Source organism: Burkholderia sp. 4M9327F10, assembly GCF_005503145.1.
Taxonomy (GTDB): domain Bacteria; phylum Pseudomonadota; class Gammaproteobacteria; order Burkholderiales; family Burkholderiaceae; genus Paraburkholderia.
In genome coordinates, this window is the sequence record NZ_SCNV01000090.1 from 1 (window position 1) to 23,460 (window position 23,460).

The window sequence follows — 23,460 nt, forward strand, 5'->3', positions numbered from 1 at the left end:
CATACAATCACGAGAGGCCGAACACGGCCATTGGCGGCGTACCGCCCAAACAGAAGTTGCCCATCGCGGCATGACCTCTACTTCTGAACTCCGTTAGAAGCGGGGGGACTACCCTGGTCTTTCCGAGCGTGGAGAACGCTTGTACTGTCGGGTAGTAGCCCGACTTGCATCCCGGTTGCTTCGCGCCGCCGACAAAGTTCACAATGCCGATTACGCCCGGTATGTTCATCGCGCCAAGCCCTGCCACGGTCATGCCGCCTTGCGAGATTCCGATCAGCACGATCTTTGTGGGATCGACATTGGGCAGGGACTTGGCATAGTTGATGGCGGGGACAACATCGCCAGCCAGTTCACGCACCATCCCTACGTCATAGCACGCACCCTTAACCGGCATGCCGCCCGAATGCGAGTGCCCGGCGCGGAACGGCACGACAACCACGTAGCCGCGCTTCAGGAATTCGATGGCCTGGCCCCTGAAGCTCTCCGTTTGGTCGGGAGAGGCCGTATGGCCGTGGTTCAGTACCACGATTGGATAGTGGCCGGGTGCGTTCGGTGAGTACACCTGGGTCTCGATGTTGTAGCCGAACAGCCCCGGCTTTTTCACCATCACCGTCTGCTCCTGAAAAGGAGGTGCGGCAACAGCGCTCGAAGCAACAACGACGAAAGCAAATGTGGCAAGGATTCGTTTCATGAATCGGTCCTTGTTATGCGAACGGGACGCCAGTACCGCCCTCATATCTGCGGGCGGTGTTTCCATTGCGGCATGGGTTGCTCCATCCCATCACCACCATTCCCTTCGGTTCAGCACGGTCTTTCGGTAGTAGTCGACGTTCGCGCATTGCCTGAACATGACCGCCGACACGATCCAGAGGAAGTGATCGATGGGAAAATCCAGCGCATCGCCAGCCATGCCGAGGATGACATCAACCACCAATGCAACGATCGACAGCGTGACGGCCTTGCGCCAAAGGCCGAGGTACAGGTAATAGAACGGCCCGAACACGAAGGCCCACAGGTTCGACGTGATTAGCCTTTTCTCTTTCCCGATCAGCTGTTTCGCTTCTGGCCATCGCCACCACCGGGTGCGCTCACCGCCGGCCTTCTCGATGGCGGCAAAACGCCGCCGCCATTTATCCGACAGTCCCGCAAGGTCATCGGCTGGTACAGCCGACGCCGGTATGCCGGTCGCCCCGAATGCGCCAGGCAACGACGCCAACGGAACGGCGGTCGATACTGCTGTTGACTCGCCGCAGTTGCTGCAGAAGGCTGCACCTGAGCTAATTCGCGCGCCGCATTGCTCGCAGAATGCCATGTTGTTGATCCCCCGATTGTTAGTTGGGCGCTGCCGAACAGCAGCGCGTAAAGAAAGAAGAAACCTCCGGTCAGCGGCTAAGCGCGAGCCGGCACGCGCGAAACTCTTCGCGGTGCCAGTCCGACAGCGTGCCGCTGGCCTCGAACGTCGCCTGATCTGCTGTGCCGTTGAAGCGGCCCATGAAATCGGCGTTCCACGGATGCTTCGCCGTAATGTGTTGCCCGGTACCGCCCAGATGCAGCGACAGGTCGGGCAGGACGTTGCCTGACAGAACCTCCCGGAAGGCGCGGTCCCCTTCCGACTCTCGTACCAGCGTTACCTGACCGTCGCGGACCGTCATTGCGACGTGCTGCGTCCACGCATCCGGATCGGATACCGAGCCCGCACCAATGTATGGCCCACACTGGTAGGTGCCCTGCCAGTCGCCTTCGAGGTCGGCTGCAGCCAGCGGGTGAGCGACTGGCGACCGTGCCGCAGGAGGCTCAACGGCGGATGCTGCAAGCGGCGGCGCGGGCGTGTCCTGATCGGCGCTCGCTGTGCCCTGCGCTGGCGACGGCGTGCCGGTATTAACCGTAGGCGCAACCGACGAGGTAGCCGCTGGTGGAACCGGCGCCGGTGATACTGATACCACCGGCGCGGACGCGGCCGGTGTATCGCTGCTCATGAGGGCCGCTGGCGCGGAGGTGGCGTCAGTAGCCGCCGCGCTGCTTGCCGCCTGCTCGACCTCGCTGCCGGGCGCAGGGGCTTCGCTGCTGGCCGACGTCGCCGCCGCAGCAGCCGGACTGCCGTTATTGACGGATTCGCCCGAATGTGAGCCGGTACGGAACAGCGACATCACCATCAGGTTCAGGCGATGAAAAATGCTTCGCTGCCCCGCTGAACCATCATTCCCGCCCGAGCTATCCGAATCCGCATCGGCTGAGCCGGTCTGCATTGCAGCAGCCGTAGCGTCGTCGAGCGGTGCAAGCGGGTCGTAGGTCGCCGGGTTCAGTGGATCAGTCGGCGAGGTGACCAGATGCCAGCCGCGCTCGCTGTGCACGAATACCCTGTCGCCGCTGCCCTGATAGCTGCGAGTAACGGGCTGCTGCTCCCTGAGCACTTCTTCCGCCAGCAGGGCAGCGCCATAGGAACAGGGATCATTACCAAGCAATGATGCGCGGGCACGTTTGGCCAGTTCGCCGGAGGCGCCGGGCTGGCTCAGCGTGCCGATATCTTTCAGCGTCAGGACGAACGAGTATGAGATTTCGTATCCGTTCTGGTTGGGCGCGCCGTCGATCCGGCGAACGCCGCTGAGCGTCCAGAGCGGACATTCCCCGTACCGCTCGTGTAGCGCTGCCTTGACGTCGTCCAGGTCAGGCGTCAAATGATCCCCGTCATTGCAACCGCCCAGCAGCGCGCCGAGGACGAAAACCGGCGCAACGAAGCAGAAACTCTTTAGTGACTTTTTAGCTTGCATGTTCTTGTCAGTTGGTTTTGTGGGCCACGCGCTACCTCAACCCACTGCCCTGATACGAGTGCGAATCGCCGGGTGGGCACTCCAGCGCTCGCGATCTGTCTGTTGTTCACAGCGTTACCGATGCGCTATCTCTGGGAATCAGTCATGCCGCCGCTGTCGGGTGTTGAGCGCTTTCATACACGCAAGAAAGACTGGTGCGCCGATGAGACCGCTTTGTCGTAACGTGATCAGACGCCTTCGGCGGACATGGGTTGGGTGCGACGCGTCGCCGGCGATCTGCCAGACCGAATCGACCAGCCTTCGCCAGACGGCCCGCCGGCAGACCAGGTAGGCCGTGATCGCGAATGGCCCCGTACAGACGCATACCAACAGCCAGCCAACGGGTGGCAGACCGGCGCGATGCACGCACAACCGCCGCATGTCGGTTATTACTGCCGCAGCTATCCCCATGGCTATCAGCAGCCAGATCATCGTTAACGTCAGCATTGTCGTCATATGTTACATCCTAATATGGGATATTGTGTATGCGGATCTAGAATCTGGCAATGACCCACCCCATCCACGATCCCCGTAACCAGCGTATTGCCGCGCTGCTCGCGAGCATCCGGAAGCAGCGCGGCCTTCTTCAGGAGGATGTGGCGCTGCGGTTAAAACGTCCGCAGTCCTTTGTGTCGAAGTACGAGAGCGGGATGCGCAGGGTCGATCTCGCGGAACTGCTCGACATTCTCGGCGCGCTCGAAGCGGACCCGCACGACTTCATCGACCAGGTTCAGGCCGCGCCTATCAAAACGCTACCTCGCCAGTCCCGATCGCGCTCATAGACGCGGCACACCCGGTGACAACGGACCCCTTGCGACAGGGCAAACGAGCCCGTCATGTCGTCGCCCTCGCCGTATGTCCGGGAAACGCGATCACCTTGCTACCATGCTCACCCATCGGATACACCTCCATGTACCAATGGATGTCCGGCAGGCTCGTTTTTACGTAATCGTTGGGCTCGATCCAGTAAGCCGGGTCGATCACGTACTCAACCTTGATGTCTGGGTCCTGGCTGGCGCGGGCGCGGTGGAACAGCACGTGCCGGCCAAGATTGCTGAGCTCGTCGTAGTCGACGAGGGCAATCGCCAGGTCGGGGATTTCGCTGACCGACGCCGGCTCTTCATACATGCCCGTGTTGTAGCCGTGGTGCGCAAGCAGTTGGGCGATGAAGTCGCCAGTTATCCAGTATGGGCCGTGCACCGGATGCCGAAACCGCCTGATAGCGACGTTGCGCACGGCTTCAATGGTCGTGCCGCAGATCATGGCGATGACCGCGAACGGACAATCGAAGTCGCCGCATTGCTGCACGCGCCGGAACGCTGGCACGAACCCGGCTCCAATCATGGTGACCGTGGTTGGGATAGCCGGCATCGTCAATACTCCGACGGGAACAACAGTGTCGTCGCGCTGCGGTCGGCCTCGGTGATGAGCCAAACCCGCTCACCTGCGACTTCATACGACGAGAGGATGCGTGCACCTTGCTGTACGGCCAGTTGGTTCGACTTTGCGTCTTCGGCTGGAACGTCGCCCCAGTCCCCGGTGGCATGCCGCCTGAGAAACGGGTCGGCCGTAATGCCGTGGTGTTCGAGATGCGCCAGTACCCCTCTGGTCGCTACGATTCGCCCCAGCCGGAACAGCGGCGGCGGCTTTTGCAAGGTGCGGCACGTTGCAGTGCCGGGTTCGGAACTCTGGTTGTCGATATTCATCTGATTCTCCTTGTATGCTTTCTTGCGGTCACGATAGGCGCCGCCAGAAGTGCAAAAGGCCAGTGCGGTCGACACTGGCCCCGGTGCGATGGGTAACTTTGGCTCTGGCTGCCCGACTACTTGCTGGCCGCTTTGACGTTCATGGCGTGGATGCCGATCGCCCAGTGACCGGCGATACTCTTGAAGTTGGTTCGAACACGGTCTGCGGGTTTGCACCATGGCGCCGGATCGAGTGCGTATTCGATCGTCGTGCCGGAGGCATGACTAGCCTTCGCCCGATGGAAAAGGATGTGCCGGCCAACCTCCATGTCGGCGTTGTAGTCAACCATCAGAAAGGCGACATCGGGAATATCAGCGACGCGACCGATCTCCTTGTACACGGTCGCGACAAGTCCTAACTGGGCAAGCAGCGCTGCGATCTGCAACTCGCCGAGATAGTACGGACCTCGCGCGGGATGCTTTGTTTTGGCGATAGCGACGTCCCGCACTTCTTCGATTTTCTTGCCCGAGAGCATGGCGGCGCATGCGAAGACGTCATCGAAGTCGTTGGTCTGTGCGACGAACGTGAACGCAGGCGTAAAAGTCGTCGGGGTGCTCTCAACCGTCGCTGGAATGGTGATGGCAGGCATAGAGGATTCCTTATGAAAATAAAACACGCAGCAACGCCTGCCTGGCGGCATCGGACATTTTGGGTGAAGCAGGGAGAGAAGTTCGAACCGAAATCCGGCTAACTTCCGGCGGATTTGTTCAGGCATGCGCTGCGGCGCGAGCGGCGAGCCGAAAACCCGGGTTTTGGTCGGTTTTTCGCTCGTACTACCATTTTATCAGGGTCGAATCATGCCCTCAACGCCCAAATAACTTTGGTCAGGCTCGCGAAAAGAGGCAAATTCGCAGATCAAGTACGGAGCAGGAGGGCTGTTCGATATCAGCGGACGAGCGTTACGTGCTTGAATCTCAGCGGGGCAGGCATCCAGGCGGAACCGTCGCGCGGATGAGGCGAGTGTGGCACAGCCATGGCACACCGATACGTCTGCAAGGTAGGAAGAATGCAACCAACCTCTTCCCAGAGCAAAAAAACGCCGCTATAATCTCGCTTCTTTCTGATCTGCGCTTTGAACGATTTTGTCGGGCTTGGCGGCATGATCAGCAGTGTGCCGGAATAGCTCAGACGGTAGAGCAGCGCATTCGTAATGCGAAGGTCGGGGGTTCGATTCCTCTTTCCGGCACCAACAGAATCAAGTACTTACAACGCCCGCATAGGCGGGCGTTGTAGTTTCTGGCACAGAAAACTCGGTTTCTCTGTGCCGTGGCACAGCCTATCGGTTGCGGACGTCGAGTCTGCCCCTCCTGCGCGCAGGGTCTACGGTCTCGGTTTTTTCTCCGGTGCCATCCAGTCGCTTGCGTATTGTTCCCTGCGCCCAAGCAGGACCATGCGTTGTATGGACTCCCGCCGACGCATGTCATAAATATCTTGGCTAAACGCGTCGATATGAGCTTGACATTCCTTGTTCAAGCGTTCAATCAGCCGATCCAGTTTCTCGGGCGACAGACCCAATCGGACAATTGCTTCGGGGAAGACGTGATGCTTCGAATATTGAAGCTGTTTTCCGATGGTTCCACTGATGGCCTGTCGATGCTTCGTCCACGGCGTGCCTATTTCTAGCCCGCGTTCGCGAAGGATTGCGCCATGCCGAGTTCTTGCGCTACCAGCCAGGAAGTGTTTCGGATCTTCCCCAGCAAAGTACCGTGCTAACGTGCTCTGCACCTTTGGATGCAGCCCGGCGGTAGGCACATGGTCTTTGCTGCTTACAAAGGGTATAGAGAGCCCCATCATTTCCCACACATCTTCAATTGCTGCGACAACCCTATCTGCGGTCCAATCCAGCGGCAATTCAAGACCATGCTTTCGTAGCATCTCCGATTCAAGCACGACTTCAAGGCGGACATGACTTTCGACTTCTTTCAGCATAGTGGCAGAGTGAGGGCGCATTTCATCGGAAAGAAAATTCTTTTGTCGATTCTTCCGATCGCGCGACTTGGCTTGCTCTGATTTGAGATAGGACTTCAGCTGTGCTCCGACAACATCTGCATAGAACGAAAAATTCTCGTCGTCCCCGTAATGGCGAATTTTCTTGATCTTATAGGCTTGGCTCTGAACTCTCTTTAGAGCTTTCAGATGGTTGAACAGGCGCAACTGTGCAAGCTTGGCACCTCTATGACTGCTGCAGGCAATATGCCACGTCAATTCTGCCGAGACGATCCGGGAGTGCGCCATGAAATAGTCTACTTCGGCCGGGGTGAAGCCTGTGGCATGCAGGAACCAGCGCAAAAACTTCCCTATAGTCTTAAGCGTGCGGACGCACGCCCAATGATCGCCGGGGATAATGTTTGCGCCATTCAGGACGGCATTTACCGGAATCTTGAAAGTCAGTTGCAGGTACTCGCCGTTCTTGTATTTCCGAGAGCTGGGCGTGACACTGAACTGCGCCCCTGTGAGCGGACTCTGTCGATAGCACACGGTTGGCCTGAAATTCACGTCATTTCTTTGAAGGAAGGCTACCTGCTCAAAACGGTTCCAATCAACGGGGTCGATGGGTTTGATGACACCTGCGACGGTTATGTGATCGAACATAAGTGAAAAGTTGTGTGTGTTTGACGCTATATGTACTTGCCATCAGTTTTGACCGTATGCCCTCGTCCAGAGATTGCGTAATCAGTGTCCGACTGCCAATCGATTTGGACTACAGAATAACTTCGCGAAGATTCCGTGAATGACGCCGCGTGTTTGACTGTTCGCCGGTCAGTTTGTCTGGTCGTTACGTTCGCTCTATGCGGGGCGCAGATTGTCTACGCCCCCTGACCATCGGCGTTCGCGTTACGCCTTAGGTCCTCGCATCCATGCCTCGAACTGCTCCACGTCAATCAGAACCTTGCGCTGCCTCGGTGGACGTCTGATGCAATCGGCGAAACCATTCGATTTGAGGCCTTCCTTCGGATGCTTGATGTAAGCTTCCGCGTCGAAGATCAGATGCCGCAACGCAGACTCCGAATACGGATAACGCGCAGCCACCTCCTTGACAGTCAAAACCTTCCGATCCTTTAGCGGGATGCTTTCTATAGGGGCTTTTTTTGCGCGGCGGCGCTTCGTCGTAGAGGGTGTAGACAACGGAAACTCAACAATCGGCTTCTGTCCCGGAATCAGCAAGACACTACGGGTCACAACCGGTTCGCGCCGATCATTGAATTCCTCATCGACCATTCGCCTTGAGCCGTCGGGGAGTGAGCTCAGCTGCGCACGCGTCTGATAGTAGCGCTTCAAGTCATCGGCCAACGGTGTTTCTGCCTTGCGTTTTTCCTTCGTGCCTTGCATATCATCTCCGATGCCATTAGCCCCAAGCCTACGAAATCGCTTGTCTGCGTGTTGGTCAATCACTTATGCAATGGGCGCAAACTGAAGAAATTCGCGCCTCAAGTTCTGATCCGCCAACGGTGGCAAGATCCAACCGCAGCACTGGCTCGCGATCGCCAAGCTCGATAGCGTGCGATAACTGTGGGGGAGTCTAAACCGCACCAAATCGGGCTGTCTACCCCATGAAACCGGACTGCTGCGCGAGGACGTTGGTCTTGGGTTTATGATGCGCAGCCGTATGTTTATCCCTGAGTATCCTGGGTTATCGGGAAGTGTCGTTGCCGGTCGGCTATGGACGCATGAACGCTGAGCTTGGTGCTATTTTATTTCCACGTTATCGGTAGATGGCCGTTGTTCGTTGGCAACGAATGTCTCTTTCCCTAGGCGGCTTTCTGACATACGTGTTAGCACCTTGGCAATGTGATCCTTTCCGAAATGCGCATACCGTTTCACCATCTTGAGGTCCTTGTGCCCCAGGATTTCGGCGATCTCCGGTGCCGTTGCTCCCCCCATCGCAAGATAGCTCGCCGTCGTATGCCGCAGATCGTGGAAACGGAAGTTCTCGATGCCGGCACGTTTCAGCGTAGTGTCCCATGACTTGCGAATCTGCACGGGTTGGCCGGGTTCGGCCTCGCTCGGGAACAGCAGCGCGTCAGGATCAAACACGCCCTTGCGGGTCTTCGCATGTTCTGCGAATAGACGCCTGACTTCCTTCAGTGCCACACCGGTTAGCGGTATGCCACGTCTTTCGCCGTTCTTGGTCTGATTGAGCAGAACTAGGCCATAGTCGTCTTCGTGCTCCCTGAGGGTGATGTCTCGCCAGCGCAGGTGCATGAGTTCGCTGTATCTCATGCCGGTTGAGATCGCGATGACGACGATGACGTAGAGATATGCGTTCGCCGATTGGGACGCGGCGTCGAGCAGTCGGTCGCGCTCGTCATCGCTGAGATGGCGGATTCGCTCGTTATTGACGCGCGGCTTGGCGACCTTCGGCATCGGCGAGATTTCCAGCCATTGCCATTCCTTTGCAGCGACACTCAAGACGTGAGAAAGCGTCGCAAGCGAGCGAACAACGGTTGCTGCGGCTCTGGGTTTGCCGGTAGCGGTAGGGGTTGCAGCCAGTTCGTCGCGGCTCGCGCCAATCAGGGCGGGCGTGAGTTCGGCGAGGCTATAAGCGCCCAGCTTGTTCGACCACCAGTCGAGAATCGGCCCCTGATCGGCTTCGCGCTGGGGTTTGCGGGTTAGCAACACCTCTCTGCGATATTTGTCGATCAATTCGCGCACGGTATGGCGCTCGGCTTCGACGCGCTGCATGTAGCGCCCCGCGCGCAAGTCAGTCTCGACTTGTGCGGCCCATTGCTTTGCGATGGTCTTGCTGTCGAAGCTTTTGGTCTGTGGCGGAAAGCCTTTCAGCCGGATCTGGACGTGGAACGACTTGTTTCCCTGCGCATCCTTTCGTTCACGGATCGTCGCCATCCTATTCACCCCACATCGTCAGGTTGCGTGCTGTGCGACGGGCAAAGACTGCCGCCAGTTGTCCTAGTTTTTCGTACCCACTGTGCCAGGCGTGTGCCAAAACGAAAAAAGCGCACTCGAAAGTGCGCTTAAGTCGTTGATTTCCCGATGTTTGTGCCGGAGCGGCGTACTTCATTACGAATGCGCTGCTCTACCGTCTGAGCTATTCCGGCATCAGGAGAAACGAGATTATAGGGACTTCATTAGAGTCTTGGCAAGTCCCCGGCTCAATTTTTTGCTTCGAGATGGTAGCGCGTCACGCGGTCGACCTCGTTTTTCGAGCCGAGAAACACCGCCACACGTTCGTGCAGGCTTTTCGGGACAATATCCAGAATGCGCTTCTCGCCGTTGGTCGCGGCGCCGCCCGCCTGCTCGACGATGAACGCCATCGGATTGGCCTCGTACATCAGACGCAGCTTGCCCGGCTTGTCCGGTGTGCGCTTGTCGGCCGGGTACATGAAGATACCGCCGCGATTCAGGATACGATGGACGTCGGCCACCATCGAGGCGATCCAGCGCGTATTGAAATCGGTCTGACGCGGACCGTCCTTGCCGGCTTTCAACTCGCCGATGTACTGCTGAACCGGCGCATACCAATGACGTTCGTTCGAGGCGTTGATCGCGTATTCGCGCGTTTCCACTGGAATGCGCATGTCGCTTTGGGTGAGCACCCACGAGCCCAGTTCACGGTCGAGCGTGAAGCAGTTCACGCCGTTGCCGGTGGTCAGCACCAGCACGGTTTGCGGACCGTACACGGCGTAGCCTGCCGCAACCTGCTGCGTGCCCGGCTGAAGGAAAGACTGCTCGGTCGGCTGCTGGCCATCCGGGCAACGAAGGACCGAGAAGATCGTGCCGATCGACACATTCACGTCGATGTTCGACGAGCCATCCAGCGGATCGAACACCAGCAGGTACTCGCCCTTCGGATAGTTGGCCGGAATCGGGAAAAACGTTTCCATTTCCTCGGAGGCCATGCCGGCGAGGTTGCCGCCCCATTCGTTTGCATCGAGCAGAATTTCGTTCGACAGGATGTCGAGCTTCTTCTGCACTTCGCCCTGGACGTTCTCGCTACCCGCGGTGCCGAGCGCATCGCCGAGCGCGCCCTTGCTGACGTGATAGCTGATCGCCTTGCACGCCCGCGCTACGACTTCGATCAGCAGGCGCAAATCCGCCGGCAGGTTGTTGGTCTCGCGCTGCTGCTCGATCAGGTACTTCGTAAGAGTGGTACGACGTTGCAAACCCATTGCAGTACTCCGGAAAGGCGAAGGAATCCTGCGATTTTACCTGTTCGCTGTGTCTTTCCTGTGCTTTTGAGGCGGGACGCCACGAAGACCCGCCCGTTGGTCACGTCTTGCCAACGGTTCGGATTTCGCTGGCGAAAAAAAGCCGGCATCTTCCGCCGGCCTTTTCCTGCCACATGCAACAGAGCGCTTCCTGAGATCAGCCGAGCGCCTTTTGCACGATTTCCCGCACATCGCGCGATTTCACCTGCGCCGCCACCTTCTCCAGCGCCGCGCGCATGCCGTCGCGCAGTTTGGGCGTAAAGCGGCGCCATAGCTCCAGCGAGCGTGCCAGACGCGCCGCAACCTGCGGATTCAGCGCGTCGAGCGCGATCACCTGCTCGGCCCAGAACGCGTAACCCGAGCCGTCCTCAGCATGGAACTGGGCCGGGTTGGCGCTGCAGAAGCTGAAGATCAGCGAGCGTGCGCGGTTCGGGTTCTTCAGGTTGAAGGCCGGATGCGCCATCAGCTTGCGCACGATCTCGATCACCGGCCGCTGCGCGGTGCCGCGCTGCGCCGCCTGCATGGCGAACCACTTGTCGATGACGAGCGGCTCCTGCTCGAAGCGGTGATAGAAGTCATCGAGCGCGTCCTGCGCTTCCTTGCCGCCGGTGGTTGCCGCGGCGTTGAGCAAGGCGAACAGGGCGGCCGAGCGGTCCGTCATGTTGTTGGCGGCAGCATATTGCGCCGAGGCGAGCCGCACGGCGTCGGCCGGATCGTTCAGTTCGGCGAGGTAGGACAGCGCCAGGTTCTTCAGCGCGCGATGGCCGCTTGCCTCCGGTGTGGCTTCGTACTCGCCCGGGGTGTCGTGTTGCTTGTAGATGGCGAGCCATTCGTTTTTGAGCGCCGTGGCGAGCCGGTTGCGCACGAACTGGCGCGCGGTATGCACGGCAGCCGGGTTCGACTCGGCCATCTGTTCGGCCAGATAAGCCTCGGACGGCAGGATCAGCGCCAGTTCACGGAACGCCGGCGAGAGCGATTCGTCGGTCAGCACGCGCGCGAACGCGGCGACCACCGAATCGTCCAGCTGCAGCGGTACGCCGGTCGCGGCACGCCCGGCGAGCGCAAGCAGTTCGCGGGTGGCGAGCCGTTGGCCTGCTTCCCAGCGGTTGAACGGATCGCTGTCGTGGGCGAGCAGGAAGGCCAGTTCGTCGGCGGTGTAGTCGTATTCGACGATCACGGGTGCCGAGAAATTGCGCAGCAGCGACGGCAGCGGTTCCTCTGCGACATCGACGAACGTGAAGGCTTGCTCGGTCTGCGTGAATTCGAGTACGCGCGTGGTGCTCTGCGCGGCGCTCGCTTCGCCTTCGAGGCGCAGCGGCAGGTCCGCGCCGTTCTTGCCGATCAGGCCGATTGCGAACGGAATCAGCAGCGGGCCCTTTTGCGTTTCGCGGGCCGCCGGGGCGGCCTCGCCATAGCCTTGCGTGAGCGTGACGCGGTAGCTGCGCTGGGCGGCGTCGTAGGTGGTCTTGACGGTGACGCGCGGCGTGCCGGCCTGGCTATACCAGCGCTCGAATTGCGCGAGGTCGCGGCCGTTGGCGTCGGCCATGGCGTGGCGGAAGTCGTCGCAGGTCACCGCCTGGCCATCGTGGCGCCTGAAGTACAGGTCCATGCCCTTGCGGAAGCCTTCGCGGCCGAACAGCGTCTGGTACATCCGCACGACTTCCGAGCCTTTCTCATACACGGTCATCGTGTAGAAGTTGTTGATCTCGACGTAGCTTTCCGGGCGCACCGGATGCGCCATCGGACCGGCGTCCTCGGCGAACTGCATCTGGCGCAGCACCCGCACGTCTTCGATCCGCTTGGTGGCGCGTGCCGCTTCGTCGCTGCCGTTGCTCTGGCCGCCGGCCATGTCGGCGGAGAATTCCTGGTCGCGGAACACCGTCAGGCCTTCCTTCAGGCTCAACTGGAACCAGTCGCGGCAGGTCACGCGGTTGCCGGTCCAGTTGTGGAAGTACTCGTGACCGACCACCGCCTCGATGTTGGCGAAGTCAGTGTCGCTCGCGGTTTCGGGGTTCGCCAGCACGTACTTCGTGTTGAAGATGTTGAGCCCCTTGTTTTCCATCGCTCCCATGTTGAAGTCGCTGACGGCGACGATCATGAAGCGGTCCAGATCCAGTTCCAGCCCGAAGCGCTTCTCGTCCCAGCGGATCGAGTGGATCAGCGAATCCATGGCGTGACGGGTCTTGTCGAGATCGTGCGGCTCGACCCACACTTGCAGCAGCTTTTCCTTGCCGGAGCCGCTCTTCACGCGTTCTTCGATGCACACCAGCTTGCCCGCCACCAGGGCGAACAGATAGCAGGGCTTGCGAAACGGGTCTTCCCAGCGGGCAAAATGGCGGCCGTCGGGCAGCTCGCCTTCCTCGAGCAGGTTGCCGTTCGAGAGCAGTACCGGGTACGCCGCCTTGTCCGCGCGCAGCGTGACCGTGTAGGTGGCCATCACGTCCGGGCGGTCGAGGAAGTAGGTGATGCTGTGAAAGCCCTCAGCCTCGCACTGGGTAAAGAAGTTGCCGCTGGACACGTACAGGCCCGACAGCGTAGTGTTTTCGGCGGGGTTGCAGGTGTTGGTGAGCGTCAGCTCGAAGGTGTCGGGCACGTTCTCCACCGTCAGCCCGTGTTCGTGCGCGCGCACGGCGGAGTACGGCGCGCCGTCGATGGCGGCGCTGACGAATGCGAGCCGCTCGCCGACCAGTTCGAGGTGCGCGGCATGGGCGGCGTCGGGGTTGCGGCGCACGCGCATCGTATTCCTGACGACCGTGCGTTCGGGAACCAGATCGAACTCGAGGGCAACCGTGTCGATCAGAAAGGCGGGCGGCGCATAGTCGGCGCGGCGGATCACTGGAGGTGTTGCGGTATCAGCCATGGCATATTGTAAGAATGGGGTCTAAAGCCGGCCGCGCACCCAGTGCGCACCGGTATGTCGGACCATTGTACAAAGCTCGGGCCGCTCTGCGGGTCGAACTTTTTGCCTAAGGGCCAGGTCAGCGTATGATCGGGCCGCCGCAGATGCGTGCGGCGACAACACGCAAGGATGAGGAAGACCATGAAATCTGACCGTTGGACCCGGCGCGCCATGCTCATGCTGGTGGCGCTGACAGCCGTGCTATCCGGCTGCACCACGTACGTGACGACCCAGGTGACGGCGTTCTCCGACTGGAGCGGCAACGACGCGAGCCGCACCTATGCGTTCACGCGCAGTGCCGCGCAGCAGAACAGCCTCGAGCAGGCCACCTACGAACTGCTGGTCGCCAACGAACTGGCGACCCACGCTTTCCGTCAGGTCGACGCGCAGCAGGCACATTATCTGGTGGGCCTGTCGTACGGCACCAAATCGGAAACGGTAAGCGTGAGCCAGCCGGTGTTTTACAGCAGCCCGTGGCCGGGGCCGTACTGGGGCCGTCCACTCGATCCGTGGGCGCCGTTCGGGCCGTTTCCGCCTGCCTATGTGAATCAGGTATATCCGGTGTTTACGCATTCGCTCGGCATCCGTATTACGGAGCGGGCGAGCGGCAAGGAGGTCTACAACGTGATGGCGCGTAACGCCGGTGACGAACAGTCGCTGGTGCGCGCCATGCCGTATCTGGCGCGCAGCGCGCTGGCCGACTTCCCGTTGGGCAACGGCGCGGTGCGTACGGTCAAGCTGCCGGAGGACAAGAACGGCGGAGTGTCGAACGAGGTTGCCGGTTCGCCGGCGCCCGCACCGGCGCTGCCGGCTTCGGCGCCGACTGCCGTGCAGTAAGGCACTGGTCGGGCGCTAACCGCTGTCCGTTGACTACGGGCACGGTCGCAAACAAAACGGCCCGGCAGGGACAACCTGCCGGGCCGTTTTGCTTCCGGGTGAAGCGGGCGCGGTCAAGCGCCCCTTTCTCAGAGTCCGACGCCGAACAGCGCCATCGCCCCGAGCACGACGAACATCACGGCAGCAATGCCATGCACGACCTTGGTCGGCAATTTGTGGGCAAAACGGTCGCCGAGCAGAATCGCCGGTACGTTTGCCAGCATCATGCCGAGCGTGGTGCCCGCGACGACGCCGAAGAAATCGTGAAAGCGCGCGGCGAGCGCAACCGTGGCGATCTGGGTCTTGTCGCCCATTTCCGCGAGGAAGAAGGTGACCACCGTGGCGCCGAAAACCCCGAGGTGGGTGCGGTTGGTGTTGGCTTCCTCGTCGTCGAGCTTGTCCGGCACCAGCAGCCAGAAACCCATGCCGATAAAGGAAGCGGCCAGCGCCCAGCGCATGATGCCTGGCGTGAGCAGCGAGCCGAGCCATGTGCCCAGCGCACCGGCGCCCGCGTGATTGATCAGCGTGGCCGCCAGCACCCCGAGCATGATGGGTATGGGCTTGCGATAGCGAGCGGCGAGTACGAGCGAGAGAAGCTGCGTCTTGTCGCCGATTTCGGCGAGCGCAACCGCACCGGTTGAGATGAGAAAAGCTTGATCCACGATTCGATAGGTTCCCCGGGCCGAGATGTGTGCGAGCGACGACCCACGACCCGCCGGGCCCAAAAGCGGCGGGTGTGGATCATCGGTCTCGCCAGGCCCAGAGACTGCGTCTGCCATGACCGCGAAGGTCAAGTGTGTTGACAGGCGCCCCCGCTGATCACGTGCCGCGCGCGTGCCCGGGAACCGGTGGCACAGATGGCGCTGACGTGTCGCGGGGCGGCTACTCCCCAATGAGGGACGGAGTATAGCACGCAGATTTGCGTTTCCATGCGTTTTGCAGGGGCTTTCGGGCCGCGTCAGGCGGCGATCTTCGTCTTGCGTGCAGCGTGCTGGCGCGCGGCGTCGCGTTGATGCACGCGCTTGCCGGCCGCGTAGGTTTCGAAGATGGCGCGGTCGTCGCCGAGCAGCGCAAAGGCGAACAGCAGTTCTTCGAGCGACCCGGTGCGCGCCGTGCGGCGCGCGAGCAGCGGCGTCGCCTGCGGGTCGAGTACGACGAAATCCGCTTCCGACTTCGGCGCGAGCGAGCCGACCTTGTCGGCCAGATCGAGCGCTTCGGCGGCGCCCGCGGTGGCGAGCCAGAACATCCGCGTGGCGGTCAGATGATGGCCCGTCAGGCGCGCCACCTTGTGCGCTTCGTTCATGGTCTGCAGCATCGAGAACGAGGTGCCGCCGCCAACGTCGGTGGCGAGCGCGATCGGCATGCCGGCCTCGTCGGCCTTGTCGAAGTCGAACAGGCCGCTGCCGAGGAACAGGTTCGAAGTCGGGCAGTGCGAGGCGAGCGTGCCGGTCTGCGCCATCCGTTTGCGGTCTTCCTCGTCCAGATAGATGCAGTGGCCGTACACGGCGCGGCGGCGCAGCAGGCCGTAGTGATCGTAAATGTCCAGATAGCTGCGGTGGCCCGGGAACAGGTCGGCCACCCATTTCACTTCGTCGGTGTTTTCGGCGACGTGGCTCTGGATGAAGATATCCGCGTGCTCGCGCGCCAGCACGCCGCAGGCTTCGAGCTGCGCTTCGGTCGAGGTCGGCGCGAAGCGCGGCGTGAGCGCATACATCTGGCGTCCGCGGTTGTGCCAGCGGGCGATCAGCTCCGCGCTGTCGTCGTAGCCGGACTGGGCGGTATCGCGCAGGAACTCGGGGCAATTGCGGTCCATCAGCACCTTGCCGGCCACCATACGCAGGTTGCGCGCTTCGCTTTCGGTGAACAGCGCATCTGCCGATTCCTTATGGACCGTGCAATACACCAGCGCCGTGGTCGTGCCGCAGGCGAGCAGTTCGTCGACGAAGAAGCTGGCCGTGTCCTGGGCATAGGCCGGGTCGGTGAAGCGGCGCTCGGTCGGGAACGTGTACGTGTCGAGCCACGGCAGCAGGCCGGGCGCGGGCGACGCGATCATGTCCGTCTGCGGATAGTGGATGTGGGTGTCGATGAAGCCCGGCACGATCAGCTTGTCGCGCATGTCCTGCACCTGCGTCCCGGGGGCAAGCTGCGACGCCAGCGCCGCATACGCGCCTGCTGCGACCACATGACCGTCTTCGACGATCAGCAGGCCGTCTTCGTTGAAGACCGCCGCGTTGGACGATTTTGCCGGGTCGCCGCTGAAGGTCAGCAGTTGTGCGCGGAATGCCGATTGTGGCGCCTTTGCCGCTTGTGCCGCTTGTGCCGCTTGAGCCGAGTGAGTCATGGGAAAAGCCGTCTCCATTGTAGGGATGTAAAGGGGCGCAGGCGACGGCGCCCGGTCATCGTCACCGTGCACCGCCTGTGCCAGTCAAGCGCAACCGCGCTGGTCAGTTCGCCTCCGCGGCGTGCCAGTGCGTGTCGAGTTTTTCGATCAGCGCATGGCGCTCCGCAGGCGTGACGAACGCCGCTTCGAAGCTGTTGCGGATGATCGTGTAGACCTCGCCGTCGGTGAGCTTGAGCGCGTCGATGGTGGCGAGGTAGTTGGCATTGACGTAGCCGCCGAAGTAGGCCGGGTCGTCGGAATTCACGGTAACGGCGACGCCCTTGTCGAGCAGCGCCTTCAGCGTATGTTTGGTGAGGTCGTCGAACACGCACAGCTTGAGGTTCGACAGCGGGCACACAGTCAGCGCGACGCGCGTGTCGGCCAGACGCGTGACGAGCGCCGGGTCTTCGATGCTGCGCACGCCGTGATCGACGCGATCCACCTTCAGCAGATCCAGCGCTTCATAGATGTACGAGGGCGGTCCTTCCTCGCCCGCATGGGCGACGAGTTTCAGGCCCTTGGCGCGGGCCTTGGCAAACACCCGCTCGAACTTCGACGGCGGATGACCGCGTTCGGATGAGTCGAGACCGACGCCGATCAGCCGATGCTGGTATTGATCGAACAAAGGCAGCGCTTCCTCGAAGGTGGCGAGTGCGTCTTCCTCCGGGAGGTGGCGCAGGAAGCACAGGATCAGCTTGCTCGTCAGGCCGCGCTTCTCGGCGTCGGCGAGCGCGCGCTCGATGCCGGCCACCACGGTGGCGATCGGCACGCCGCGCTCCGTGTGGGTTTGCGGATCGAAGAAAATTTCCGTGTGAATGACGTTGTCCGCGAGCGAGCGCTCCACGTACGCCATCGTCATGTCGTAGAAATCCTGCTCATGCAGCAGCACGCTCGCGCCCGCGTAGTAGATGTCGAGGAACGACTGCAGATTGGTGAACGCGTATGCGGCGCGCAGCGCGTCGATCGAGTCATAGGCGAGCTTCACGCCGTTGCGTTCGGCGAGCTTGAAGATCAGTTCGGGTTCGAGCGAACCTTCGATATGGATATGCAGTTCGGCCTTCGGCGCACGTGCTGCTTTGTCGGCGAGAGTGGAAGCGGTTGTGGTAGTCATGTTCGATTTGTTGATTGGTTGGATTCCGAAGGATTCGATCCGCGCCGGACGAGTTTCACCCGGTGCTGCCCCGTCACACCGCATGCGCCGCATGTGCATTCGCTTCGAGTGCCTGCAGCACCTGCGCGGCCGCCGAAATCGCGATGATCTCCGGCGACTTGTCGACGATGCCGTCCACGCCGAGCGGGCATTTCATCCGCGCAATCTGTGCGGGGTCGATGCCGCGTGCGGCGAGCCGATGCTCGAACTGCTTGCGCTTGGTATGCGAGCCGATCATGCCAAAGAACGCGAAGTCGCCGCGCCGCAAGATGCGCTCGGCGAGTTCGAGGTCGAGCGCATGGTTGTGCGTCATCACGATGAAATACGTGTACGGCGCAGCCTGGTCGATGGCCTCGTCGGGCGCGTCGTTCGGATCGATCGTCAGGTTCGGCGCCTGCAGCAGATCGGGCGGCGGAAACTGCGCGTCGCGCTCGTCCACCCAGCGCACATGGCAGGGCAGCGTTGCGAGCACGCGCACGAGCGCGGCGCCCACGTGACCGGCGCCGAACAGCACCACCGCAAAGTCGCGCGGCGCGATGGTCTCGGTGAGCAGCGAACTGCTCTCGTCGAAACCGGCGCCGTCCCATAGTAAACAGTCGGCGCCTTCGACGCCGGGTTCCGGCTCGGACAGCATCACCGCATCCGGTGCGGGCCCGAATGATACGCTACGCACCGTCGACTGGCCTGCGGCCACGCGCCTCGCGAGCGAGGCGATCCAGCCAAGATCGCCGACGTCCAGACGCTCGAACGCGAGCACCACTGCGCCGCCGCAGCACTGTCCGAGACTCGGGCCGAGCGCGAAGCGTTCGAGCCGGCGCAGATGCGGCACGCGCATGCCTTCCTTGAGGACCTGGCGCGCGGTCTCGATGGCTTTCCATTCGAGGTGGCCGCCGCCGATCGTATGGCGCGCCGAGTCGCGTGTGACGATCATCTTGGTGCCGGCTTCGCGGGGCGCCGAACCCTCGACACGCGCGACCGTCACCAGCACGGCGGCATCACCGTGCGCGAGCAGTTGTTGCAGATCGGGTAGCCAGGCTTGCATCCGGCGGTTCTCCATCCATTGCCGCACGGGGTGTCCGTGCAGCCGGTTAAACGTGGTACGGCGCGTTTGTGTCGCGCCGCCCGTGAAAATTCATGTGGCGGTGTCGACGCTGGCTGGCGCGTGGGGCGGCGTGTCGCTCGCCGCATCGCTTGCCGGGCCGGCTGCCGGATTGGGCGCTGCCGTCCCTGCGCCAGTGGCCTGCGGTGCGTTTGACCCGTCCGCTGCGTCAGCTTCGGCGGCGGTTGGCGACACGGGCTGCAGCATCGCCTCCAGCGCATCGAGAATCGCCTCGGGTGTTGCCGGTGCGCGCAAGGGCGGCGCCCCATGTGACTGCGGTGACTGCGGTGACTGCGACGCCTGCGGCGCGCCGGCGGCCACTGCATCGCGGATCGCCAGAAACACGGAGAACGGCAGCAACAGCGGCGGTTCTCCGACCGCCTTCGAGCGGAAGACGGTCGGCTCTGCGTTTTCGTTGCGATACAACTGTACGTGAAAGTCCGCGGGCGTATCTCTGACCGCGGGGATCTTGTACGTCGACGGCGCATGCGTCATCAGTCGACCTTCGCGATTCCACCAGAGTTCCTCGCTGGTGAGCCAGCCCATGCCCTGAATGAAGCCGCCTTCGACCTGGCCGAGATCGATGGCCGGATTGATCGACTGCCCGGCGTCGTGCAGCACATCCGCGCGCACCAGCTTCCACTCGCCGGTCAGCGTATCCACCACCACCTCGGACACCGCGGCGCCATAGGCGAAATAGTAGAACGGGTGACCGGTCAGCGTTTTCGCGTCCCAGTGCACCTTGGGCGTGGTGTAGAAGCCGTCGGACCACAACTGCACGCGAGCCAGATACGCGGTGTTGACGAGTTGGGCGAACGGTATCGCGACGCCGTTCGCATGCACCATGCTGTCCTTGAACTGCACGGCTTCGGGTTCGCCACCGAGTTCTTTTGCAGCCAGTACCGCCAGCCTTTCGCGGATCGTGCGCGCCGCCGCTTCGGCCGCCTTGCCGTTCAGGTCGCTGCCGGTGGAAGCGGCCGTCGCCGAGGTATTGGCCACCTTGGAGGTGTCGGCCGCCGTGGCGCGCACTCGTGACAGCGGCACGCCCAGTTCGCCCGCGACTACCTGGGCGACCTTGGTGTTCAGCCCCTGGCCCATCTCGGTGCCGCCGTGATTGACGAGGATCGAGCCGTCGCGATAGACGTGCACGAGCGCGCCGGCCTGATTGAGGAACGGCACGTTGAACGAGATGCCGAATTTCACCGGCGAAAAGGCGATGCCGCGTTTGAGCACCGGACTCGTGGCGTTGTAGGCGGCCAATGCCGCGCGGCGGGCGCGGTAGTCGCTGGTGGCGAGCAGTTCGTCGGTGAGCGGGGCGATCACGTTGTCTTCGACGCGCTGGCCATACGGCGTCACGTCACGTTCGCCGACACCGTAGTAATTGGCGAGCCGTACATCGAGCGGATCGCATTGCAGTTGGCGGGCGATACCGTCGAGCATCACCTCCATCACCAGCGCGCCCTGCGGGCCGCCGAAGCCGCGAAACGCGGTATTCGACTGCGTATTGGTCTTGCAGCACAAGGCGACGATTTCAACGTCCGACAGGTAATACGCGTTGTCGAAGTGACACACGGCACGCGTGGCCACCGCGCCGGAGAGGTCCGCCGAATAGCCCGCGCGCAACGCGATCTCGACGCGTGCGCCGAGAATGCGGCCGCTCTCGTCGAAGCCGGCTTCGTATTCGTAGACGGCGTCGTGACGCTTGCCCGTGATCATGAAATCGTCGTCGCGGTCGGCGCGCAGTTTTACCGGGCGCTTTAACAACTGAGCGGCGAGCGCGGCGACGGAGGCAAACAGCGCCGATTGCGATTCCTTGCCGCCGAAGCCGCCGCCCATACGCCGGCATTCGCACACGACGCTGTGCGCCGGCCAGCCGAGCATATGCGCAACCACCTGCTGCATTTCGCTCGGGTGCTGCGTCGAACTGTAGACGAGCATGCTGTTCATCTCTTTGGGGATCGCGTAGGCGACCTGTCCTTCGAGATAGAACTGTTCCTGCCCGCCGACTTCGAAGCTGCCCTGGATGCGATGTGGAGCGGCGGCGATTTTCGCTGTGGGCTCGCCGCGCTTCAGACGCAGTGGCGGCAGGACGAACTGCTTTTTCGCCTTGGCTTCGGCCGCAGACAGTACGACCTCCAGCGGCTCGTAACGCACCACATCGTCGCTCTTTGCCAGCGCTGCAGCGCGGCGCGCGAGTTCGTGGCTTTCGGCGATCACGGCGAACACCGGCTGTCCGAGATACAGCACTTCGCCGTCGGCCAGAATCGGATCGTCGTGCAGCACGGGGCCGCAGTTGTTTTCACCGGGGATGTCGGCGGCGCTCAGCACGGCGATCACGCCCGGCGCGTTGCGCACCGCGCTCAGGTCGAGCGAGACGATCCGCGCATGGGCATGGCGCGACAGTCCGAGCGCCGCATGCAGCGTGCCCTGGAGTTCGGGCAGATCGTCGGTATACGCCGCTTCGCCGCTCACATGCAGCGTGGCGGACTCGTGCGGCAGCGATGTGCCGATCGCCGCCGTCTCGGCGCGATCCGCGGCATGGCGGATGAAGGCATCGGTTTGCTGGTTCATCGCAGCGGCTCCTGCGCGAGCGCCGTGTCCGCCTCGCCGGCTTCGAATGCGAAGGCATTGACGTCGAACAGGGCGAGCGGCGCCTGATCGCGCGTTTCCAGCTGGAAGCGCCGCAGCAGATTGCGCGCGACCTTCATTCGATAGGCGCTGGACGCGCGCATGTCGGTGAGCGGCTGATAGTCGGCGGCGAGGGCGTCCATGGCGCGCTGGGTGGCCGTGTCGTCCCATGCAGCGCCGTTCAGCGCGGCTTCGGCATGGGCGGCGCGCTTTGGCGTCGCCGCCATGCCGCCGAAGGCGAGGCGCGCATCGACGATCGTGCTGTCGACGATGCGCAGCGCGAATGCGGCGCAGACCGCCGAGATGTCCTGGTCGTAACGCTTCGAAACCTTGTAAGTGCGAAAGCGCAGGTCGGGCGCCGGACGCGGCACGCGGATCGCCACGACGAATTCGCCGGCCGCGAGCGCGCTCTTCTGGTAGCCGAGGTAAAACGCATCGAGCGGCAGCGTGCGCGTTTTGGGACCGTGCCGCAGCACGACCTCGGCGCCGAGCGCCAGCAGCGCCGGCATCGAATCGCCGATCGGCGAGCCATTGGCGACATTGCCGCCCAGGGTGCCCGCATTGCGGATCGGCAGCGAGGCGAAGCGGGTCCAGAGTTCGGCGAGTTCCGGGTAATCGACGGCGAGCGCGGCATAGGCGTCTTCGAGCGTGACGGCCGCGCCGATCGTCAGGGTCTGCGCGTCGCGTTCGATGTGCTTCAGCTCGGCCACGTTGCCGAGATACAGGATGTCACCGAGCTCGCGGAACTGCTTGGTGACCCACAGCCCGACATCGGTGCTGCCGGCGAGGATGCGCGCGTGGGGATGCCCGGCGCGCAACGCGGCGAAGGCGTCGAGCGTAACGGGCGCGTAGAACGCAGGTGTGCCGAAGGCGCTGCCGCGTACGTCGGGGGCGTGGTATTCGAAGGTGTCGCGTCGCTGCAATGCCTGTAACGCTGCGGCGACGGCCGCGCGGTCGAACAGCACGCGCGGATATTGCGTGTAGTCGAACATCTTCTGCGCCGCGTCGACAATCGGCCGGTAGCCGGTGCAGCGGCACAGGTTGCCGGACAGCGCGGCATTGATCTCATCGCGCGTCGGCAGGCCGGCGGCGGCCGGCTGGTTCTCGTACAGCGCCCACATCGACATTACGAAGCCAGGTGTGCAAAAGCCGCATTGCGAGCCGTGACAGTCGACCATCGCCTGCTGCACCGGATGCAGCGCGCCGTCGGCGCCGCGCAGATCCTCGATGCTAAAGAGCGCCCGGCCGTCGAGCGTGGGCAGGAACTGGATGCAGGCGTTGACGGCTTTGAGTGCAAGCCCGCCGTGGGCGTCGAGCTCGCCGAGCACGACGGTGCAGGCGCCGCAATCGCCTTCCGCGCAGCCTTCCTTGGTGCCGGTGCAATGCAGATCCTCGCGCAGGTGCTGCAGCACGGTGCGCGTCGCCGGCACGCCCTGAACCTCACGGACGGCGCCCCGGTGATAGAAACGGATGGTTTGCGTTGTCATGGCGAATCCGAAAGACATTGCGGACCAGGCGCGCGTTACGCATGGGGTCGCGCCGTAGCCGGCCTCGCGCACGTAGATCGCCATCCATATACGAAGATAGCACTACCTTGTCCCGAAAAGATTTCCCTTGGGTGATGCGGGTTATTCGCGGCTGGTCATGAGCCTGGGGGGGTTGCAGGGTGGCCAGGGGCCGGCGGGAGCGCGGCTAATTGTGCCCGGCG

Annotated in this window: 20 protein-coding genes, 1 tRNA gene and 1 riboswitch; of the genes, 3 read left to right on the forward strand and 18 right to left on the reverse strand. The window is 62.3% G+C overall.

The features are described 5' to 3' along the window. Window positions 1–7: 7 nt before the first annotated feature. The 4 genes from FFS45_RS38830 to FFS45_RS38845 form a co-directional block, all read right to left on the reverse strand. The gene (locus FFS45_RS38830) at window positions 8–691 is read right to left on the reverse strand and encodes a CocE/NonD family hydrolase (RefSeq protein ID WP_171029877.1); all 684 of its coding nucleotides are present in this window, start codon (window positions 689–691) and stop codon (window positions 8–10) included. A gap of 90 nt (window positions 692–781) precedes the next feature. Then, complete coding sequence (locus tag FFS45_RS38835) at window positions 782–1,312, reverse strand: DUF2628 domain-containing protein (protein ID WP_137959907.1); 531 nt, start codon at window positions 1,310–1,312, stop codon at window positions 782–784. 70 nt (window positions 1,313–1,382) lie between these two features. Then, window positions 1,383–2,768, reverse strand: coding sequence for a hypothetical protein (locus FFS45_RS38840; protein WP_137959908.1), 1,386 nt, complete (start codon window positions 2,766–2,768; stop codon window positions 1,383–1,385). Between the two features lie 138 nt (window positions 2,769–2,906). Continuing rightward, complete coding sequence (locus FFS45_RS38845; protein WP_249363110.1) at window positions 2,907–3,263, reverse strand: hypothetical protein; 357 nt, start codon at window positions 3,261–3,263, stop codon at window positions 2,907–2,909. A 50-nt stretch (window positions 3,264–3,313) separates the two neighbouring features. Between FFS45_RS38845 and FFS45_RS38850 the strand changes: the two genes are divergently transcribed. Continuing rightward, entirely contained in the window at window positions 3,314–3,589 is a 276-nt protein-coding gene (locus FFS45_RS38850; protein ID WP_137959909.1) for a helix-turn-helix transcriptional regulator, read from the forward strand. 52 nt (window positions 3,590–3,641) lie between these two features. Here FFS45_RS38850 and FFS45_RS38855 read toward each other — a convergent pair whose 3' ends face one another. The 3 genes from FFS45_RS38855 to FFS45_RS38865 form a co-directional block, all read right to left on the reverse strand. Then, complete coding sequence (locus tag FFS45_RS38855; RefSeq protein WP_137959910.1) at window positions 3,642–4,178, reverse strand: hypothetical protein; 537 nt, start codon at window positions 4,176–4,178, stop codon at window positions 3,642–3,644. Window positions 4,179–4,180: 2 nt separating this feature from the next. Continuing rightward, window positions 4,181–4,513 (reverse strand): hypothetical protein, encoded by a 333-nt coding sequence (locus FFS45_RS38860; RefSeq protein WP_249363111.1) that lies wholly within the window; start codon window positions 4,511–4,513, stop codon window positions 4,181–4,183. 116 nt (window positions 4,514–4,629) lie between these two features. Continuing rightward, complete coding sequence (locus tag FFS45_RS38865) at window positions 4,630–5,142, reverse strand: hypothetical protein (protein WP_137959925.1); 513 nt, start codon at window positions 5,140–5,142, stop codon at window positions 4,630–4,632. Between the two features lie 524 nt (window positions 5,143–5,666). Between FFS45_RS38865 and FFS45_RS38870 the strand changes: the two genes are divergently transcribed. Beyond that, window positions 5,667–5,742 (forward strand) — tRNA-Thr (locus FFS45_RS38870). 131 nt (window positions 5,743–5,873) lie between these two features. Here FFS45_RS38870 and FFS45_RS38875 read toward each other — a convergent pair. From FFS45_RS38875 to pepN, 5 genes are all read right to left on the reverse strand, one after another. Next, window positions 5,874–7,145 (reverse strand): hypothetical protein, encoded by a 1,272-nt coding sequence (locus FFS45_RS38875; protein ID WP_137959911.1) that lies wholly within the window; start codon window positions 7,143–7,145, stop codon window positions 5,874–5,876. Between the two features lie 243 nt (window positions 7,146–7,388). After that, on the reverse strand, window positions 7,389–7,883 hold the full coding sequence (locus tag FFS45_RS38880; RefSeq protein ID WP_137959912.1) for a hypothetical protein: 495 nt from the start codon (window positions 7,881–7,883) through the stop codon (window positions 7,389–7,391). Between the two features lie 357 nt (window positions 7,884–8,240). Next, a complete protein-coding gene (locus tag FFS45_RS38885; RefSeq protein WP_137959913.1) occupies window positions 8,241–9,398 on the reverse strand; it encodes a site-specific integrase in 1,158 nt (385 codons plus the stop codon). A gap of 266 nt (window positions 9,399–9,664) precedes the next feature. Further along, on the reverse strand, window positions 9,665–10,681 hold the full coding sequence (locus FFS45_RS38890) for a class 1 fructose-bisphosphatase (protein WP_137959914.1): 1,017 nt from the start codon (window positions 10,679–10,681) through the stop codon (window positions 9,665–9,667). 196 nt (window positions 10,682–10,877) lie between these two features. After that, a complete protein-coding gene (gene pepN, locus FFS45_RS38895; protein WP_137959915.1) occupies window positions 10,878–13,580 on the reverse strand; it encodes an aminopeptidase N in 2,703 nt (900 codons plus the stop codon). 180 nt (window positions 13,581–13,760) lie between these two features. Between pepN and FFS45_RS38900 the strand changes: the two genes are divergently transcribed. Next, a complete protein-coding gene (locus tag FFS45_RS38900; RefSeq protein WP_137959916.1) occupies window positions 13,761–14,456 on the forward strand; it encodes a DUF4136 domain-containing protein in 696 nt (231 codons plus the stop codon). Window positions 14,457–14,584: 128 nt separating this feature from the next. Here the strand turns inward: FFS45_RS38900 and FFS45_RS38905 are convergent, their stop codons facing one another. From FFS45_RS38905 to xdhA, 6 genes are all read right to left on the reverse strand, one after another. Then, window positions 14,585–15,157 carry a TMEM165/GDT1 family protein gene (locus FFS45_RS38905; protein WP_137959917.1) on the reverse strand — a complete coding sequence of 191 codons (573 nt, stop codon included), beginning with the start codon at window positions 15,155–15,157 and terminating at the stop codon, window positions 14,585–14,587. 84 nt (window positions 15,158–15,241) lie between these two features. Further along, window positions 15,242–15,398, reverse strand: a riboswitch (yybP-ykoY riboswitch). Between the two features lie 55 nt (window positions 15,399–15,453). Further along, window positions 15,454–16,836, reverse strand: a complete 1,383-nt coding sequence (gene guaD, locus FFS45_RS38910; protein ID WP_137959918.1) for a guanine deaminase — start codon at window positions 16,834–16,836, stop codon at window positions 15,454–15,456. A 103-nt stretch (window positions 16,837–16,939) separates the two neighbouring features. Further along, complete coding sequence (locus FFS45_RS38915; protein ID WP_137959919.1) at window positions 16,940–17,986, reverse strand: adenosine deaminase; 1,047 nt, start codon at window positions 17,984–17,986, stop codon at window positions 16,940–16,942. A 73-nt stretch (window positions 17,987–18,059) separates the two neighbouring features. Next, the gene (gene xdhC, locus FFS45_RS38920) at window positions 18,060–19,067 is read right to left on the reverse strand and encodes a xanthine dehydrogenase accessory protein XdhC (RefSeq protein WP_137959920.1); all 1,008 of its coding nucleotides are present in this window, start codon (window positions 19,065–19,067) and stop codon (window positions 18,060–18,062) included. Between the two features lie 90 nt (window positions 19,068–19,157). Beyond that, window positions 19,158–21,695: a xanthine dehydrogenase molybdopterin binding subunit gene (gene xdhB, locus FFS45_RS38925; protein ID WP_137959921.1), complete on the reverse strand. Its 2,538-nt coding sequence runs from the start codon at window positions 21,693–21,695 to the stop codon at window positions 19,158–19,160. Further along, window positions 21,692–23,239: a xanthine dehydrogenase small subunit gene (xdhA, locus tag FFS45_RS38930; RefSeq protein ID WP_212745804.1), complete on the reverse strand. Its 1,548-nt coding sequence runs from the start codon at window positions 23,237–23,239 to the stop codon at window positions 21,692–21,694. The genes xdhB and xdhA overlap by 4 nt, the downstream gene beginning before the upstream one ends. Between the last annotated feature and the right edge of the window lie 221 nt (window positions 23,240–23,460).

Coding starts and splice junctions, on each gene's coding strand:
- FFS45_RS38830 (WP_171029877.1), bottom strand. CDS start 691: ATGAAACGAATCCTTGCCACATTTGCTTTCGTCGTTGTTGCTTCGAGC.
- FFS45_RS38835 (WP_137959907.1), bottom strand. CDS start 1,312: ATGGCATTCTGCGAGCAATGCGGCGCGCGAATTAGCTCAGGTGCAGCC.
- FFS45_RS38840 (WP_137959908.1), bottom strand. CDS start 2,768: ATGCAAGCTAAAAAGTCACTAAAGAGTTTCTGCTTCGTTGCGCCGGTT.
- FFS45_RS38845 (WP_249363110.1), bottom strand. CDS start 3,263: ATGACGACAATGCTGACGTTAACGATGATCTGGCTGCTGATAGCCATG.
- FFS45_RS38850 (WP_137959909.1), top strand. CDS start 3,314: ATGACCCACCCCATCCACGATCCCCGTAACCAGCGTATTGCCGCGCTG.
- FFS45_RS38855 (WP_137959910.1), bottom strand. CDS start 4,178: ATGCCGGCTATCCCAACCACGGTCACCATGATTGGAGCCGGGTTCGTG.
- FFS45_RS38860 (WP_249363111.1), bottom strand. CDS start 4,513: ATGAATATCGACAACCAGAGTTCCGAACCCGGCACTGCAACGTGCCGC.
- FFS45_RS38865 (WP_137959925.1), bottom strand. CDS start 5,142: ATGCCTGCCATCACCATTCCAGCGACGGTTGAGAGCACCCCGACGACT.
- FFS45_RS38875 (WP_137959911.1), bottom strand. CDS start 7,145: ATGTTCGATCACATAACCGTCGCAGGTGTCATCAAACCCATCGACCCC.
- FFS45_RS38880 (WP_137959912.1), bottom strand. CDS start 7,883: ATGCAAGGCACGAAGGAAAAACGCAAGGCAGAAACACCGTTGGCCGAT.
- FFS45_RS38885 (WP_137959913.1), bottom strand. CDS start 9,398: ATGGCGACGATCCGTGAACGAAAGGATGCGCAGGGAAACAAGTCGTTC.
- FFS45_RS38890 (WP_137959914.1), bottom strand. CDS start 10,681: ATGGGTTTGCAACGTCGTACCACTCTTACGAAGTACCTGATCGAGCAG.
- pepN (WP_137959915.1), bottom strand. CDS start 13,580: ATGGCTGATACCGCAACACCTCCAGTGATCCGCCGCGCCGACTATGCG.
- FFS45_RS38900 (WP_137959916.1), top strand. CDS start 13,761: ATGAAATCTGACCGTTGGACCCGGCGCGCCATGCTCATGCTGGTGGCG.
- guaD (WP_137959918.1), bottom strand. CDS start 16,836: ATGACTCACTCGGCTCAAGCGGCACAAGCGGCACAAGCGGCAAAGGCG.
- FFS45_RS38915 (WP_137959919.1), bottom strand. CDS start 17,986: ATGACTACCACAACCGCTTCCACTCTCGCCGACAAAGCAGCACGTGCG.
- xdhC (WP_137959920.1), bottom strand. CDS start 19,067: ATGCAAGCCTGGCTACCCGATCTGCAACAACTGCTCGCGCACGGTGAT.
- xdhB (WP_137959921.1), bottom strand. CDS start 21,695: ATGAACCAGCAAACCGATGCCTTCATCCGCCATGCCGCGGATCGCGCC.
- xdhA (WP_212745804.1), bottom strand. CDS start 23,239: ATGACAACGCAAACCATCCGTTTCTATCACCGGGGCGCCGTCCGTGAG.